General features: G+C 36.1%; 20 protein-coding genes. 14 read left to right on the forward strand and 6 right to left on the reverse strand.

What is annotated here, in order from left to right:
- Positions 1-221: 221 nt before the first annotated feature.
- The 3 genes from BLE01S_RS11010 to BLE01S_RS11020 all read right to left on the reverse strand — a co-directional run bounded on the left by BLE01S_RS11010 (position 222) and on the right by BLE01S_RS11020 (position 1802).
- Positions 222-812 (reverse strand): SCO family protein, encoded by a 591-nt coding sequence (locus BLE01S_RS11010; RefSeq protein ID WP_066141574.1) that lies wholly within the window; start codon positions 810-812, stop codon positions 222-224.
- A gap of 52 nt (positions 813-864) precedes the next feature.
- Positions 865-1257 (reverse strand): hypothetical protein, encoded by a 393-nt coding sequence (locus tag BLE01S_RS11015; protein ID WP_231955844.1) that lies wholly within the window; start codon positions 1255-1257, stop codon positions 865-867.
- A 101-nt stretch (positions 1258-1358) separates the two neighbouring features.
- Positions 1359-1802 carry a hypothetical protein gene (locus BLE01S_RS11020; RefSeq protein ID WP_066141583.1) on the reverse strand — a complete coding sequence of 148 codons (444 nt, stop codon included), beginning with the start codon at positions 1800-1802 and terminating at the stop codon, positions 1359-1361.
- Positions 1803-2115: 313 nt separating this feature from the next.
- On the opposite strand from BLE01S_RS11020, the gene BLE01S_RS11025 reads away from it, so the two are divergent.
- The 7 genes from BLE01S_RS11025 to BLE01S_RS21165 all read left to right on the forward strand — a co-directional run bounded on the left by BLE01S_RS11025 (position 2116) and on the right by BLE01S_RS21165 (position 7130).
- Entirely contained in the window at positions 2116-2640 is a 525-nt protein-coding gene (locus BLE01S_RS11025; RefSeq protein WP_066141587.1) for a DoxX family membrane protein, read from the forward strand.
- Positions 2641-2771: 131 nt separating this feature from the next.
- Entirely contained in the window at positions 2772-3437 is a 666-nt protein-coding gene (locus tag BLE01S_RS11030; RefSeq protein ID WP_066141590.1) for a hypothetical protein, read from the forward strand.
- A 315-nt stretch (positions 3438-3752) separates the two neighbouring features.
- Positions 3753-4106 carry a restriction endonuclease gene (locus BLE01S_RS11040; RefSeq protein ID WP_082788700.1) on the forward strand — a complete coding sequence of 118 codons (354 nt, stop codon included), beginning with the start codon at positions 3753-3755 and terminating at the stop codon, positions 4104-4106.
- A 68-nt stretch (positions 4107-4174) separates the two neighbouring features.
- Complete coding sequence (locus BLE01S_RS11045; RefSeq protein ID WP_066141598.1) at positions 4175-4927, forward strand: alpha/beta hydrolase; 753 nt, start codon at positions 4175-4177, stop codon at positions 4925-4927.
- Positions 4928-5016: 89 nt separating this feature from the next.
- The gene (locus BLE01S_RS21295; RefSeq protein ID WP_476703237.1) at positions 5017-5178 is read left to right on the forward strand and encodes a glycine zipper domain-containing protein; all 162 of its coding nucleotides are present in this window, start codon (positions 5017-5019) and stop codon (positions 5176-5178) included.
- A gap of 285 nt (positions 5179-5463) precedes the next feature.
- Positions 5464-6840 (forward strand): VWA domain-containing protein, encoded by a 1377-nt coding sequence (locus BLE01S_RS11050; protein WP_066141600.1) that lies wholly within the window; start codon positions 5464-5466, stop codon positions 6838-6840.
- Between the two features lie 182 nt (positions 6841-7022).
- Entirely contained in the window at positions 7023-7130 is a 108-nt protein-coding gene (locus BLE01S_RS21165) for a putative holin-like toxin (RefSeq protein ID WP_231955843.1), read from the forward strand.
- Positions 7131-7436: 306 nt separating this feature from the next.
- Here the strand turns inward: BLE01S_RS21165 and BLE01S_RS11055 are convergent, their stop codons facing one another.
- A complete protein-coding gene (locus BLE01S_RS11055) occupies positions 7437-8462 on the reverse strand; it encodes an NADP-dependent oxidoreductase (RefSeq protein WP_174521720.1) in 1026 nt (341 codons plus the stop codon).
- 255 nt (positions 8463-8717) lie between these two features.
- On the opposite strand from BLE01S_RS11055, the gene BLE01S_RS11060 reads away from it, so the two are divergent.
- Together BLE01S_RS11060 and BLE01S_RS11065 are read left to right on the forward strand one after the other, a co-directional pair.
- Entirely contained in the window at positions 8718-9173 is a 456-nt protein-coding gene (locus BLE01S_RS11060) for a DUF2269 family protein (protein WP_082788701.1), read from the forward strand.
- Positions 9174-9312: 139 nt separating this feature from the next.
- Complete coding sequence (locus tag BLE01S_RS11065) at positions 9313-10029, forward strand: glycerophosphodiester phosphodiesterase (RefSeq protein WP_066142252.1); 717 nt, start codon at positions 9313-9315, stop codon at positions 10027-10029.
- Between the two features lie 254 nt (positions 10030-10283).
- Here the strand turns inward: BLE01S_RS11065 and BLE01S_RS11070 are convergent, their stop codons facing one another.
- Positions 10284-10667: a VOC family protein gene (locus BLE01S_RS11070; RefSeq protein ID WP_066141604.1), complete on the reverse strand. Its 384-nt coding sequence runs from the start codon at positions 10665-10667 to the stop codon at positions 10284-10286.
- A 353-nt stretch (positions 10668-11020) separates the two neighbouring features.
- On the opposite strand from BLE01S_RS11070, the gene BLE01S_RS11075 reads away from it, so the two are divergent.
- The 3 genes from BLE01S_RS11075 (at position 11021) to BLE01S_RS11085 (ending at position 12952) form a co-directional block, all read left to right on the forward strand.
- Complete coding sequence (locus BLE01S_RS11075) at positions 11021-11401, forward strand: nucleotide excision repair endonuclease (protein ID WP_231955956.1); 381 nt, start codon at positions 11021-11023, stop codon at positions 11399-11401.
- 531 nt (positions 11402-11932) lie between these two features.
- Positions 11933-12682: a YybI family spore inner coat protein gene (locus BLE01S_RS11080; RefSeq protein WP_111703528.1), complete on the forward strand. Its 750-nt coding sequence runs from the start codon at positions 11933-11935 to the stop codon at positions 12680-12682.
- A 69-nt stretch (positions 12683-12751) separates the two neighbouring features.
- Positions 12752-12952, forward strand: a complete 201-nt coding sequence (locus BLE01S_RS11085) for a YjfB family protein (RefSeq protein WP_066141609.1) — start codon at positions 12752-12754, stop codon at positions 12950-12952.
- 49 nt (positions 12953-13001) lie between these two features.
- Here BLE01S_RS11085 and BLE01S_RS11090 read toward each other — a convergent pair whose 3' ends face one another.
- Entirely contained in the window at positions 13002-13541 is a 540-nt protein-coding gene (locus tag BLE01S_RS11090) for a hypothetical protein (protein WP_066141611.1), read from the reverse strand.
- Positions 13542-13671: 130 nt separating this feature from the next.
- Here BLE01S_RS11090 and BLE01S_RS11095 point away from each other — a divergent pair, with 130 nt between their 5' ends.
- Both BLE01S_RS11095 and BLE01S_RS11100 read left to right on the forward strand, forming a co-directional pair.
- Positions 13672-14256, forward strand: a complete 585-nt coding sequence (locus tag BLE01S_RS11095) for a TetR/AcrR family transcriptional regulator (protein WP_066141613.1) — start codon at positions 13672-13674, stop codon at positions 14254-14256.
- A 106-nt stretch (positions 14257-14362) separates the two neighbouring features.
- Entirely contained in the window at positions 14363-14758 is a 396-nt protein-coding gene (locus BLE01S_RS11100) for a hypothetical protein (RefSeq protein WP_066141615.1), read from the forward strand.
- Positions 14759-14821 lie beyond the last annotated feature (63 nt).

A 14821-nucleotide genomic window follows, 5' to 3' on the forward strand; every position in this document is an offset into this window, starting at 1 on the left:
CCATATTTAATAGTAGATTTCAAAGAGCCCACTAAATATGTAATAGATTGAATGAGGAATAATCGAGTAATTTACAGAATAAATGAAAAAACAATTACCTTGCATTCAAATTGTGGATGCAAGGTAATTGTTTACAAACGTTATTTTAGTGAGTAAAGCAGAAAAAATGAACTTGGCCGAGGAAATCTTAAAAGCTGTAGCATTTTAATGAACGAGCCCAGTTAGAATTCATCAGTCAAAAGACGAATATCTTCTAAAATCTTCTCCTTTTCAATAGGGTTCTTTGAGTTGGACATCTGATAAAGAGCACGTACTTTATTATTCACATCTATTAAATACATCGTCGTTGAATGTGTGTATATACCATCTTCAGATTCTACATATTGGAGTTTTAATTGATCGGCAATTGTTTTTGTTTCTTTTTCTGTGCCCCTTAACCATTTCCAGCCTAATGGATCTGCTTGGAAGGCACTCGCATAATTCCTAATTACTTCTGTAGTGTCGTGTTTTGGATCAAAAGTGATGGCCACTAATTCGACCTTTTTTCCAAATAAGTCTTCACTTTTGAGGTCAGCCTGTAAGTCATTGAAATCTACCATTGTTAAAGGACAAATGTCAGGACAATTTGTGTAATAAAATGTAAGTAATTTGATTTTATTATTATCTGAATGATAAATATTGCCATGGACATCATCTAATTGAAAAGCCTTTACTTTCTCCAATATGGGTAATCCTTTGCTATTTGGCCAAAACCAATAAACCAATGCCACACTAATAACAAAGATAAAGAGGAGAATGATATATTTTTTCATCCATTGATGCCTCCCGCTAATAGTATTGTTAATTAAATGTAATGGCGGAAGGTTATAAGCTTACATATGCAGATGATTCCCCCATTTGTTCCTGTTTGATTAGCGAATACCATAGTAAGCCGGTTGTCAAAACAATAAGGATAGAGCCAAAAAGGCTAAAAATTATAGTGTTTTGCTCTACCATATTTATATTGACTGTAGGCAAACTACATAGACTAGGATTCTTAATTACAGCACCAAGCATTGTTCCCATCAATCCACCCACAACTCCGTAGAAAAAAATGGATAATAATGATTGGAATATTACAAGTAAACCAAACAGGATGCCAATTGATCCACCAATGATCCCGCTAATAATAGAAGTCAAAGATATACTCGCTGGAAGCAAAAATAGCAGGTTCATCCCCATATTTAAGCTTAAAATACTACTAGCGCACATAGCCATCCCATCTTTGACACCTAACGCTTTTCTTTTTCTATACAAGCTTCTATAAATAAACAAACCTATTGAACTGTTGAAAGTGAGGATACAGGAAAGAAAAAGAGTCAATCGGCATTCATCTCCTCGTGCTTTTCATATTTAGCGGCGAAGATAAGCAGGAACATGCTAAGAAAAAATATCAGTTCTAAAAAGGCTAAAAAAATAAAGCTATTTTGCGCAGCAGCTCCCACCATAGGGGCCATAATGCCTAACATGAGACCGTTAATAAATCCTGTTAACAATGCTTGATGGTTGAATAACCTACCAAATATTCCTCCGACTAACATTCCGACGAGTGTGCTAATAATCGTGACTAATACAAATTTTAATGGAAATTGGTATATCAAAATTACTCCCGTAATAAAAGCTACAATCCCGCCAGCTAAATTAGCCATATTCATACTTAGTTGAAATCCGATTTGCTTTCGCATGTTATGAAGGCGTAAATACGTTAATCCTATTAATAAAATATTTATACATAATAAAAAACCAAGATTTCCTACCAGCATATAACTCACCTCAAGTGAACATAAGAATGTACAAAATAAGCTCTATATACAAGTATGAAGGTGCGAGATTGTCCTATTCACCAAAGTAACTAAAAGAATATTTTGTCCTATATGTGAGTATTTGCGTCAGAAAAGTGAATTGTCAAAAAGGTTGTTGCATATCGAGTGGAAACATAGTATATTATTAGTGAAGAGACAATGTGAAACATTTCACAAATAACTAAACAGTATACAAAATAGCAGTCATTTAAATTTTTTTATCCATACATGTGAATTGTATCACAAACTCTAATAATTTATAGGAGTGAGGAAAATGAGAAAATTATTCGACGGTAAAGTGGTAGCAGGTCTTTGGGCATTAGTAAGAATATGGTTAGGGGTTCAGTGGTTACAAGCTGGATGGCATAAAGTGATTGGCGGTTTTGATGCAACTGGATTCTTACACGGAGCAATTGCTAAAGCAGGTGGAGAGGCACCTATCGTACAAGGTTGGTATGGAACATTTCTTGAAACTGTTGCCTTGCCAAATGCGAAATTATTTAACGTGTTGATCCCATGGGGCGAGCTGTTAGTCGGTATTGGATTAATTGTTGGGGCACTTACCATTCCTGCATTAATTGCCGGTGGACTTATGAACTTGAACTTCCTCTGGGCGGGAACAATCAGCACGAACCCAACGCTTCTCATCATAGCAGTTATCTTGTTATTCGCTAGAAAAGGCGCCACATATTGGGGAGCAGATCGTTTCTTAACACCAATGATCAAAAAAACAATCGATAAAAATAAACACAAACATAACGAGACAATCGATCCTACACCGATCAAACAGCATGCTTGAACTTAAATATGAGGAGAACCTGCCATCTAGGTTAGAAGGCAGGTTTTTTCTATTGGAATGAAAGTTATCGTATTACAATGTGGAAGCTATTGCTATACAATGTAAGTAGGTATTTAGGAGGGGGAAAAAATATGGGGTTATTTCGTGGGATTGGTAAAGGGCTAGGTGAAATTGCAGGAACCGTTGTTGGAGGTCCGATAAAGTTTGTTGGTGAAGTGGCGGGTGCAAAGTTATTAGAGGATATCGGGGATGGTGTGAAAGGGGCATCAACCTTTGCAGGTGATACGCTTGGTACTTTTACGGATGGAGCGATTCATACCGTTTCAGGTATAGTCCAAGATGATCAGTATAAACGTGAAGAAGGATTAGACGATATGGCAGAAGCGATTGGTCGGACTGCGCAAGGTGTATACAATACAGCTAAAAATGCTGTGCAAAATTGTGAGAAAGTGATTGTTGGTGCGAGGGATGGTGATATGGAGATGGTAAAAAAAGGCGGTGCAGGAATTGTTACTACTGTAGCAGTTGGAGCATTTGCCATCGGTGTAATTGATGTATTAGATGGGCCCGATGGTACAGATGCTAGTACACAAATGGCCTTAGATCAACAGACTCCAGACACGCATGATGTACAACCACATCATGTAGACGGTTATACGAGAGCCGATGGAACTGTAGTATCAGATTATTATCGTGATGGAGATGGAAATCCCAATACCCAATTGACGGAAGAGCAAGGCGGGGGTTATGAACGTTCTAATCCTGATGGAGATCCGAATAATAACTTGCGTGGGTAAGAATAAGAGATACATATCGCTTTATTGTAACTGAAATACATTACCTTTTCTGGAGAAGAGGTGGATGTGTTTCATTATTTTTTCATCATAGGTAATACATGGAGGAATATGAATGAAGAAAAAGGATTCACCTGAAGAAATAATTTTCACAGCAATCATTTTTTTATCTTTATGGATCTATTTTAAAACTAGTGATCTATCTACCACTTTAAGTGTAGGGGTTGGATTGACTATATTATATATACTGATATTAGTGATACGTAGTATACTTCATAAAAGAAAAACCTTAATGTCTGGGATGATAAGATTGATCAGATGACTGGAAAGCAATTTGAAGAATATTTATATCATTTGCTATCGAAAAAGGGATATAAGGTTAGATTAACCAAAACTACTGGTGATTTTGGGGCCGATTTGCTTTTAACCTCACCTACTGGAAAGTGCATTGTTGTTCAAGTTAAAAGATACAAAAAGAATGTCGGGATAAAAGCGGTGCAGGAGGTTGGAACAGCTATGCCTCACTATCAAGCATCTGAAGCGTGGGTCGTTACAAATAGTTATTATACAAAAGCTGCTTGCACATTAGCGAAGTCAAATGATGTTCATCTATATAATAGAGAGGATCTAATTAATTGGATCGTTAAGGTGAAAAAGACGAAAGTGAGCTAAAGGTATTACCGATTATTATTATAAAGTGTTAAAATATTAGCAATACATAAAAAGGAAGGGTGTTAATCATGCAGAAAGCTGTATCGATCATCCATAAAGGTCTTGAACTTCGCGGTATGGAGCATATGCCTGAAGGGGAAAAACTGCCAGCCGTCATCTTATTTCATGGATTTACTGGAACGAAGCTTGAGCCGCATCGCTTATTCTTAAAGATTTCACGGGAATTGGAAGCGAAGGGTATTGCAAGTTTCCGTTTCGATTTTCTTGGTAGTGGTGAGAGTGATGGGAATTTTGAAGATATGACTGTGTCAGGAGAATTGGAAGAGGCAGAATCAATATTCAATTATGTTAAATCCCATCCGCAAGTTGATGAAGACAAAATAATCATACTTGGGCTTAGTATGGGCGGCCTTATCGCTAGTTTACTTGCAGGAAAGTTGTCTACCGAGATTGAGAAGTTAATTTTGATGGCTCCTGCTGGGACAATAGGTAATTCAATAGAACCGATGATTAATTCTGTTCCTTTTATTGCAAGCCATGATGCGTATGATCATGGTGGCAATCTTGTGGGAAAAGCGTTTCTTGAAGATGTAAAAAACCTTGAAGTATGGTCGCAGTCTGCCAAATATAAGGGAAAGGTATTGCTAATTCATGGTACAAAGGATGAGGCTGTCCCCTTTGAGGTTTCCAATCTCTATATTGAAAATAGTTATAAAGCTCAGGCTAGCCTTCTACCAATCGAAGGGGGCGATCACACCTTCAATGCTTATTATTGGGAAAAAGCTGTGATTGATGCGATCCTTGAATTTGCAATAAAATAGAATGGTTAAACGGAACCATTATTTATTTCGATCGTGTAACGTGATTGCTGTTGATGAACCAACTTTTTTAGTATGGGAGTGACCACACTATCAAAAAAGATAAGCAGGAAAATGAGATGGCAACCGGTATAGCAATTGGTGTCGCACTAGGAATCCCCTTGGGCATTGCGCTTGATAATATCGCAATTGGTATTGCTATTGGAATTGCAATTGGATGTGGAATAGGTAGCGCCAGTACAAAAAAGAAATGAACATTCGTGATGAGAAATACAGTAACCCCCCTTTTTTATAGGGAGGTTACTTTTTTAATAATGTGAGAAGATAATGAACTATGCTACATTTTCGGAGCTCAGTAACAGTTGCAGTGGTTGAAGTCTTTTTAGTCGGCTCTTAGTATCATTGGAATACAGTACACTTACAATTACGTTCTATGAGTATTAATAAAACATAGTATAGATAGTTGTTTCGTACCTTTAGCGATAGATGAGGATGGTTTATAATAATTGATAATCTATCTGTAGAAGGGGAATCAACCTATGAGAAAGCTTTTATATGGATTCGTTATTTTAATTTTTATATTAACAGCATGTTCATCAAAGGAAAAACCGGCGGAAAAGTCAAAATCTACTGAAAAGCAAACCGAAAGTATAGCTACGGAAAAACCAATAGAAAGTGGGTATAAACCAAAAGAAGTAGAGTACTATGATATTGAAAATGTTGATCGAGAGTTTACAGATGTTGAAAAAGAATTACTACGGCATCCAGGTATTTACAGTGGCGATCAGTACGACGAGGGAAAGGTAAATGAGGCACTGGAACAATTACCTGATGATTTAACTCAAGAACAATATTTAGAAGAAATGCTTTATTTGCTAGCAGAAGATTTTCATGAAGAAATGCAAACATTAGTGAATTTTGATTCTAGCGTTGAGGTAAATGTTGATCGTCCTGATGAAACGGTAAATTCACCTACATTAAAAACTGCCCATTATGCAATTTTAATTGATGCGAGTGGGAGTATGAAGGCGATGTCTGGAAATAAGACGAGAATGGAAGCCGCAAAAGCAGCAGTGAAAGAATTTGCCGAGCAAGTGCCTGAGAATGCAACAATATCCATGCGTGTATACGGTCATGAAGGAACTGGAAGTGATACAGATAAAAAGTTATCTTGTAGCAGTTCGGAGAATCTATATAATGATCATTTTAATCAGAAAGAATTCCAGCAATCTTTGGATAAAGTAAAACCAGCAGGTTGGACGCCAATTGCTTTAGCTTTGGAGAGTGTGAAAGAAGATATCCCAGAAAATACGGATGATGTCGTTGTTTATGTAGTTAGTGACGGGATTGAGACTTGTGATGGAGATCCAGTTAAAGCAGCGAAAGAACTGGTGGATGCGGATATTCAAACAGTTGTTAATATCATCGGTTTTGATGTAGATGACGCCGGCCAAACACTACTGAAAGAAGTTGCAAGTGCAGGTAATGGAGAATTTACTTATGTGAATTCAGAACGTGACTTTAAAAATTATATGAAAGTACAATATGAAGAGATTCAGAAGAAGTGGATGGAATGGAAGGAAACTGGAAAATCGGAGGCTTATGAAATAAAAGAGCAAAAGAAAGAATTGGCTTACAGTACAAAAGAAAGCATGAAAGCAAAAAGTATCCAAGAGAAAGAACGACTCAAAATGGCTCAAATATATTTAAAAGACAGATTTGCTGACTATGATCATCCAGCATCAAAAATGTTTTCGATGATTGTTGATTATGGAGACGCTAAATGGAGATATGCCGTAGACACTGGAAACCAGGCTTGGAGAGAAAGTGTTGATAACGGGAATGCAGAATGGAACGATTATGTGGATGAAGGAAATAAGAAAATTAATGAAACGATAGATAAGAAGAATGAATAGATACAAGAACGGATAAGGCTACGAGAGTTTAAGGTCGTAAGCTTATTAAAAATAAATCTTTGTTTTTAATATTTTGATAGAACATATGTTTCTTTTCTGTTTTTTTCTGTTATACTAATATTAAAGTTGTATTAAGTGAGATAGGACGGTTGGCCGCTTACCCGAGAAGGGAGGTGGTGTTGATGACAGTATATGAGGCATTGAGTGTTGTTGGACAGTTTAGTATTGTGGCAATCAGTGTTCTAACATTAATCGTATCACTTGTCATCTATAACAACAAAAAGAAATAACCGTCCTCCACTGCCTAAGGATTACGGTTATTTCATTTACCTCAATTAGCTGGGCCAGCCGTACACGTTGCGGCATACAACTGGATGAACCGAGTGTTGGAGCACTCGGTCTTTTTTTAAGGTAACCAGGTATAAGATTCTGAGAAGTGTCTCTATCCTAGTTTTGACGTACATGAGTATGTCTACACTGACATTCTGTACTCTTTTTATTATATTACTATTATACGATGAAATATGCAGAATGCAAAGGATTGATGAAAGATTTTTAGGTACAATCACCTATATTATGTGAAGCATCTTATCTCATCATTTTTTGCTTTCAGGCTCAGCTACTTTTACAAGGAGTTTACCTTTATTCGTTCCCTCAAATAGGCCAATGAATGCTTCTGGAATGTTTTCAAAGCCTTCAATAATTGTTTCTTCGTATTGCAATTTTCCTTCGCTTAACCATTTTCCAAGCTGTTCGGCAGCTTCAGTGACTTGATTGCTGTAATCCCCAACAAGGAAACCTTTCATCAGGGAGCGGGTTTTTACGAGCTTGCTTTGTACTCTTGGACCAATATCGGCTTCTGTTTTGTTATAACTGGAAATAGCACCGCAAACTGGGATGCGAGCAAAGTTATTTAAGTGTTGCATGACTGCATCTGAAATGTCTCCACCGACGTTATCAAAATAGACATCCACACCATTTGGACATGCCGTTTCAATAGCTTTTTCGATATTTTTTTCTGTTTTATAATTGATCACTTCGTCAAAGCCCAATTTCTCTTTTAAAAGTTGGGCTTTTTCATCCGTACCTGCGATACCAACGACTCTAGCACCTTGAATTTTTGCTATTTGTCCTACAATCGAACCAACAGCACCCGCTGCTCCAGAAACGACAACCGTTTCACCTGCTTGCGGCTTGCCGATGTCAAGCAGTCCAAAATAAGCAGTTAACCCAGTCATACCAAGCACACCAAGATAAGTAGTGATAGGAGCAACAGAAGGATCTATTTTTCTAACGGCTTTTTCATTTGCAACTGAATATAGTTCCCAACCTAAACTTCCAAGTACAAAATCACCTTTTTTAAAATGAGAGGATTTCGACTCAATGATTTCTCCAATCACTCCTCCTTCCATCACTTCTCCAACTGGAAAAGGCTGAACATAAGACTTTACATCTGCCATTCGTCCTCGCATATAAGGATCAACAGATACATATAACGTGTGAATAAGAACTTCACCGCTATTAATACTAGGAATTTCCTTATCGATAAATGAAAAAGTATCCTTGTCTGGCATACCTTCTGGACGTTTAGCTAAAATGATTTGTTTATTGTTCATGCTCATGTATTCCCTCCTAAAATTATTTTCATTCTTCCGTAACTGTAACATTCAAGCAAAATGTATTCAAAAGAACAGTTTACCCGCAAAATTGTTAAAGGATGAAAAGTTGTGATTTGTCTCACAAAAAAATGAACTTAATTAGTATATAATGATAAAGAAGAACCTCTTGGAAAAGGAAAAAATATATGTATAAGAGTAATGAATTCAACCGAAGGGATCAATTATACATAATGAGTTGGATTGGATGGAGGGGAATATTTGGCTACATTTTATAAAATTCTTGTTTTTATTCATATTATTTCAGCCATTCTTGGTATGGGGCCGGGTTTCATATTAAGTATGATTGCAAAATCGGCAAAAACGATGACGGAGTTGCGTAATGCTTACGTGATCAAGCGGCGACTTCATATGATGGTGATGATAGGTGGCTTGTTATTAATCGGTACAGGTTTATTAATGGGGATGATTAATCCAAGCTTATTTCGTACGGGTTGGTATGTAGTAAGTTTAACTCTCTTTTTAATAGGACTAGCGATGGGACCTATTTTATTAGCTCCTTTATCAAAGCCTATTAAAGCTATTTTAGCTTCTCATAAAGGGGATGACATCCCAGCAGAATACGTACGTTTATCTAAGAAACTAGATGTATGTGAAAATATCGCGAATACTATTTTTTTCATTATTATCGTTCTAATGATATTAAAGCCTTTTTAGCGAAAGTCAGCCTCTAGGTTGGCTTTTTCTATATAATCGAATATATTACTTTTTTAATAAGAGATAAATTGTTATGATGATAAGCAATCGGAAGGAAAATTTGATAGCGCATACAAACCGAGAGGGAGTGGAACGGAAAATGAAAATTAAAGCATTAGCCCATCGAGGGTATCCTGTTAAATATCCAGAAAATACGTTGTCTGCTTATCATGCTGCTTATGATCTTGGGTTTACTCATCTGGAACTAGATGTTCATTTAAGTAAAGATGGAATTCCTGTCCTTATGCATGATATCACTGTCGATCGAATGACGAATGGAAAAGGAAGGGTAAAAGATTTTACATATGAAGAATTAAGAGACCTTCGAGTTGGTGAAAAGGAGACGATTCCCACCTTAGAAGAGGCATTGCGATTTGCTAAAGGTAAAATGATGGTAAGTATTGAGTTGAAACAACATGGTGATCTGTATAATGGCTTGGAAGAAGCAGTACTCAATGTAATCTTAAAAACAGGAATGTTAGATCACGTATATGTAAATTCATTTGACCATTATGCAATAATAAATATGCGCAAGTTATCAGATGATATGGAGCTCGGCATTATTCAACATGGGGCTTCTCCAGCTGTGATTCCATTTATGAAGGAAATAAAAGCAACTTATTTGTCTTTAAGAGTGGAATATTTAACGGACTATTACGTTCAACTTTGCGAAGAAGCAGGAATCACAATTGTCGTTTGGCCAGTAGATACAGAATGGCAATTTAAAAAGATGCAACGTTATCCATCGGTACTCGGGACAACGAATAAATTGGAGTTTTTCAAGCAAATGTATGAGCAGAAATACGCGAAAAATTGAAAGTTGAATTTCGAATAAAAAGAGGATCCAGCGTATCAATGAGTTCCGTATTCTATCACAAAACGTTAATATACAGCTAAAAATGTGTATCAAATTGCACCGCAATCTGCGGTTTTTTTTGTTTTCAGCCAATAAGATAGCCCAGTCCGATATGTTACGAATGGAGCTATAATTTGTAGTTATTTTTGCTTTCTATTCCCGTAAATCACTCGTTAATTTTAGTATATTCTATCACAAACTTACCCTGATACTCTTTAACCAATTTTAATTCCGAATCCAATCCATCTTCCATCTATATCTTCAATTACAAATTCTTTATTATTGTAATCAGTATTGTCTAGAGTACGGACTATTTTTACGTTGGAATGGATGAACTCTTTTTGAAGTTCATCTTGATCTTTTGTGATAAAGTAAGCATCATACCCGTAGCCATATAAATCTCTATTTGGAATTACTTTTTGTCCGTTAGATTTAGTTAAGATAATTTCAGTGGTATCACGATATAAGCAAATATGAGGTTCATTTGAGTCCATATACTGAACAACATTAAATCCCATCTTCTGTTCATAAAAGTTTGCTGTTTTAATAATATCTGGAGTCGGGAATACACAGTGTGACTCTAATAAAAAGTGCTTCATTTTGCATTCTCCTTTAAAATTCAATTGTGGTCACTTTACATTTCTATTTCGGAGTTAGATAATCCTTCTTTCACTAAATTGTCTATTCGTTAATAAATGGGCCAACATATCTTCCACTAATTGTACAAGAGTTAAGCCTGTATGAGTATTGCAATATTTTCGAGATTAAAACGAAAACCTCCATGTTACATCTTCCGGATTGTGGTACTTTGGTGTAATTTAAATCCAACATCCCTAATTATGTTCGTATAGGGTTATCTTTTTGGTGGTAAAATGAATCAGGATGTAGCCTCATCAATAGATTTGCTTTTTCAAATGTGATAATATTAGCCCTTAAGTATATAGAGGACGTGATCAATATGATAAATATTAAAGAACCTGCTGCAGATATAACCATTACGCAACGCAAACAAGTAATCGAGAATGATGAAGCGCCAATTAAACCAATCTATGGATTTATCGACTTTCATGAAATTCCCCGTGACAAAGGCGGTATTTTCCAGTTTTATAATGAGCGTGATGAGCTTTTGTTTGTAGGGAAGGCACGAAAGCTTCGCCAACGTATAAAGAAACATTTTGAAGATACCGTTTCACCAATCAAAAATCATCGGAATGAGGTCAAAAAAATTACCGTTTCGATCGTAGAAGATCCAACAGACCGTGAAATTTATGAAACTTATTTGATTAACACAAAACAAGCGAAGTATAATGTCGATAAAGTTTTTTACAAATAAAAGTCGTTTAGAAAGCAACTTGGTAATAGCTCTTAGATTTGAAGACAAAAGGTAGTTGGAATCATCTCATTCCAACTACCTTTTTGTATTTTTATTTTTAACCATGGAGCGAATACCAAAAACGCAATGAAATAACGTCTTCGACCAATGGATAAATGAAGGTGAAACCATTCGTAGCAACCGATTTGTGAATGAAATGGTTTTTGTGGAACAAGTTGTTCATAGTAATATTCACTAATAATTTGCTTACAGGATGTTGGTTTCTTTCCATTAATTCTTATTACTTTAAGATTAGTCTTACCTTCATAGTAAAAATGAATAAGTAATTAGAAAAAAACTTCGTGGTTTGGAGAAGCGTCCGCTCGCCCCGCGATAAGCTTCGGAAAACCTACTCTATCCAATGTTGATGTTTTATCAGGGTTGTCGACGCTCTGAGAGCAATGGCAATATAGTCATTGCTCTTTTTTCTTGTACATAATTCCATGCTATTTAGTGAAAAGTAATAATGATAGCTATATCCGGAGGCGATAAATGATGAGAAATAGATTAATGACAATTGTCATGGCAATTATATTGATTTTTTCTTGGAATAATACGATGTATGCTCAAGAAAAACCTACCGCCCTTTTAGAATACGACCATGATGTTACAGGTGATGGAGTACGTAATAAAATCACCTTATACGGTATACCATTTGAATCGAACTCCAAATTTTATCAAAAAGTATGGGCGGAAATAGAATTACGAGATGGTAAAAAAGTTAGAATTGATTATGAAGGCGGTTATGAACCGAAACTCGAGTTCGCCGACCTGAATCATGATGGAGTGGATGATATATTATATTCCAGTGCTACTGGCGGTAGTGGTGGTTTATACAATTATGCATTACACACTCTGAAAGATGCACAGCTTAAAGAAATACCTTTACCAGAACCATTGCAAATCGAAGGGGCATTCCAAAATGATTTCAAAGCAATCATCGAAATCCCCGGAATAAAAGACCCAATCGTTCTCGATTTAAGTAGCCGCAAAGATGACTATATTTCCTTAGGTTTATTTCAAAAAAATGGCATGCTAAATGAACCGACAGAATTAATGATTGATCCCATTGCATTTTTCGAAATAGTAAAGGTGAAAAACAAAAAAGGCTATGGATTGAAGGGCTATAGACAAATTAGTGGAGCTTATCATGCAGATGGCTTAGGAACGGTTGAAACAACCTGGTATTATGAAAACGGAAAATGGAACCCTGTTAAAGTAGAATGGAAAACTTCAGAATAGACCTTTGTGGAATTTCCTTCCTGTGGTAAAATGGACCTAAAGATGACATTCATCAAAGGTGGGATCACAATGGATATTGCGGCATTATCAATGGCACTTAGCCAAGGAAAAGTCCAACAGCAAGCATCAATATCAGTTATGCAAATGGCTAAAGGAACGGCAGTGCAACAAGGGGATGCAATGGTCGATTTGTTAAACTCTGCAAATGTTACAGCAATTCAGCATGCAGCTCAACCGCATTTAGGTGGAAATATTGATCTGAAAATGTAATTGAAAAATCTGTCCTAGACGAGTTCTGGGACAGATTTTTTGTTCGTTTTCATGCTTTCAGTTTTTTCGGCCAAATAAAGTAACTTGCACTAATGAGGAAATCAATCCCTAAAACGAGTGACCAAACCTTCCATGTGCTTGATAAAGCTTCTGTCTGTTCTTTGTTATCAATATAAAAGATGAGTCCAATTAAAATAGCGGAACCGATTCCGTAGGCAATGACGTGCTTTAACCAACCTTTAAATCCATGTTTAGCATGTTCAAAACCATCTCGTTTTAGCGGTTTTGGCCCTTGCTTTGTTACATAATAGAGAAATCTTTCATCTGCCCACTCAATCATGCTTTTACCAAATGCAATGGAGACTCCAATATACACTGCTGCAATGGCATGAGCTTGTGTTGCAATAGCACCACGGTGCAGATCAATACCCGTAATGATGAGAAGGATTAAATCAATGACTGGAGTTAAAGCAAGAAGAAAAAGTCCAAGTTTTTTCTTTTTAAATATATATCTAGTAATTAATCCTCCTAAAATCACAATCCAAAATCCAATTTCACATGCAATGATCATCCATGCCACTAAATTCATATATGCGCTCCTCATTTTAATACAACTGTACTATTTATTTTATTTTATTTTATTTTAACATGATGATTTTGACAATACAACTGTGTTATTTAAAATTGCCGATCAAATTATTAATTGTTAAAATAGAGGTATGCCAAAAATTATTGATCATGAAAAACGTAAAATACAAATTGCTGAAGCGACTTGGCGCGTTATTCTGGAACGAGGGATGGAAGGAGCGACAGTAAGAAATATTGCTAAGGAAGCCGATTTGTCATCAGGTGCTTTACGCCATTATTTTTCCACACAAGATGAGTTACTTATGTATGCGATGAACCTCGTCAAGGAAAACGCCACTGCTAGAATTGAAAAGATTGCCCAGCAAAATTTTCCGCCAAAAGAATTAGTTTTAAAAATACTAATGGAAATTATTCCAACTAATAAAGAAACACTGGCCGAAATGGAAGTGTGGTTTGCCTTTATTGCTCATTTTATGCATGACAAGTCAGTGTTTGAGGTACATCATGATGGTATTCTTCAAGGACTGCAAAAGCTGATTGAGTTATTAGAGCATTTTCAACTTCTGAAAAAGGAGTTAAATAAAGAGTTGGAAATAGAAAAATTATATGCATTAGTCGATGGATTGGCACTTCATGCGATGTTCGAGCCAAACCGCATCGATAAAAAGAAAATAGAGCAAGTTCTCTTTAGTCATATCCAATCGATATGTAAGTAAAATTAACAACTGTAATCTCTTATTCATATTCCGTTCATGTTGCTCCTCTATATTGTAGATATAAGTTAAATGATAAAGATTGAAATATAGATAGGGGAGAAATAATATGAACGGAAGAAATTTATTGCTTATTAGATTTTCAGCGATTTTTTCAGTAATTGGAGCGGTGTTAGGCGCCCATATGGCAGGTGCTGGTTCTTATGCTTTTCGCCCGATTCATGCCCACATACTTGTTCTTGGTTGGTTAACATTATTCGCCTGGGGTGTATATTATGAGATATTCCAGATTAAGTCGAAAAAAATAGCATTATGGCATACATGGACGGCTATTATAGGTACAATAGGACTGACTTTGGGAATGTGGCTGAATTTCATTAAACCATTTAATATAGCCGATGGAGTATCATTGGTCTTTTATATCGGTGGAGGCGTAATTATATTAATCAGTTTTATTTTGTTCTTTATTACAACATTCTTTATTGAAAAGAAATCTAGTAAATAATAGTAGGAGAGCAGTGAGGGAACGAAACTCATTGCTCTTTTTTTTGTGGAAAAAGGGCGGTGC

This window comes from Lederbergia lenta NBRC 16444, from assembly GCF_001591545.1.
GTDB lineage: Bacteria > Bacillota > Bacilli > Bacillales > Bacillaceae_C > Lederbergia > Lederbergia lenta.

Excerpts from the sequence above, each read along its gene's own strand:
- BLE01S_RS11050 (WP_066141600.1), top strand. The coding sequence starts at position 5,464 with ATGAGAAAGCTTTTATATGGATTCGTTATTTTAATTTTTATATTAACA.
- BLE01S_RS11095 (WP_066141613.1), top strand. The coding sequence starts at position 13,672 with ATGCCAAAAATTATTGATCATGAAAAACGTAAAATACAAATTGCTGAA.
- BLE01S_RS11070 (WP_066141604.1), bottom strand. The coding sequence starts at position 10,667 with ATGAAGCACTTTTTATTAGAGTCACACTGTGTATTCCCGACTCCAGAT.
- BLE01S_RS21165 (WP_231955843.1), top strand. The coding sequence starts at position 7,023 with ATGACAGTATATGAGGCATTGAGTGTTGTTGGACAGTTTAGTATTGTG.
- BLE01S_RS11040 (WP_082788700.1), top strand. The coding sequence starts at position 3,753 with ATGACTGGAAAGCAATTTGAAGAATATTTATATCATTTGCTATCGAAA.
- BLE01S_RS11080 (WP_111703528.1), top strand. The coding sequence starts at position 11,933 with ATGATGAGAAATAGATTAATGACAATTGTCATGGCAATTATATTGATT.
- BLE01S_RS11015 (WP_231955844.1), bottom strand. The coding sequence starts at position 1,257 with ATGGCTATGTGCGCTAGTAGTATTTTAAGCTTAAATATGGGGATGAAC.
- BLE01S_RS11045 (WP_066141598.1), top strand. The coding sequence starts at position 4,175 with ATGCAGAAAGCTGTATCGATCATCCATAAAGGTCTTGAACTTCGCGGT.
- BLE01S_RS11100 (WP_066141615.1), top strand. The coding sequence starts at position 14,363 with ATGAACGGAAGAAATTTATTGCTTATTAGATTTTCAGCGATTTTTTCA.
- BLE01S_RS11010 (WP_066141574.1), bottom strand. The coding sequence starts at position 812 with ATGAAAAAATATATCATTCTCCTCTTTATCTTTGTTATTAGTGTGGCA.
- BLE01S_RS11020 (WP_066141583.1), bottom strand. The coding sequence starts at position 1,802 with ATGCTGGTAGGAAATCTTGGTTTTTTATTATGTATAAATATTTTATTA.
- BLE01S_RS11085 (WP_066141609.1), top strand. The coding sequence starts at position 12,752 with ATGGATATTGCGGCATTATCAATGGCACTTAGCCAAGGAAAAGTCCAA.
- BLE01S_RS11065 (WP_066142252.1), top strand. The coding sequence starts at position 9,313 with ATGAAAATTAAAGCATTAGCCCATCGAGGGTATCCTGTTAAATATCCA.
- BLE01S_RS11030 (WP_066141590.1), top strand. The coding sequence starts at position 2,772 with ATGGGGTTATTTCGTGGGATTGGTAAAGGGCTAGGTGAAATTGCAGGA.
- BLE01S_RS11090 (WP_066141611.1), bottom strand. The coding sequence starts at position 13,541 with ATGAATTTAGTGGCATGGATGATCATTGCATGTGAAATTGGATTTTGG.
- BLE01S_RS11055 (WP_174521720.1), bottom strand. The coding sequence starts at position 8,462 with ATGAGCATGAACAATAAACAAATCATTTTAGCTAAACGTCCAGAAGGT.
- BLE01S_RS11025 (WP_066141587.1), top strand. The coding sequence starts at position 2,116 with ATGAGAAAATTATTCGACGGTAAAGTGGTAGCAGGTCTTTGGGCATTA.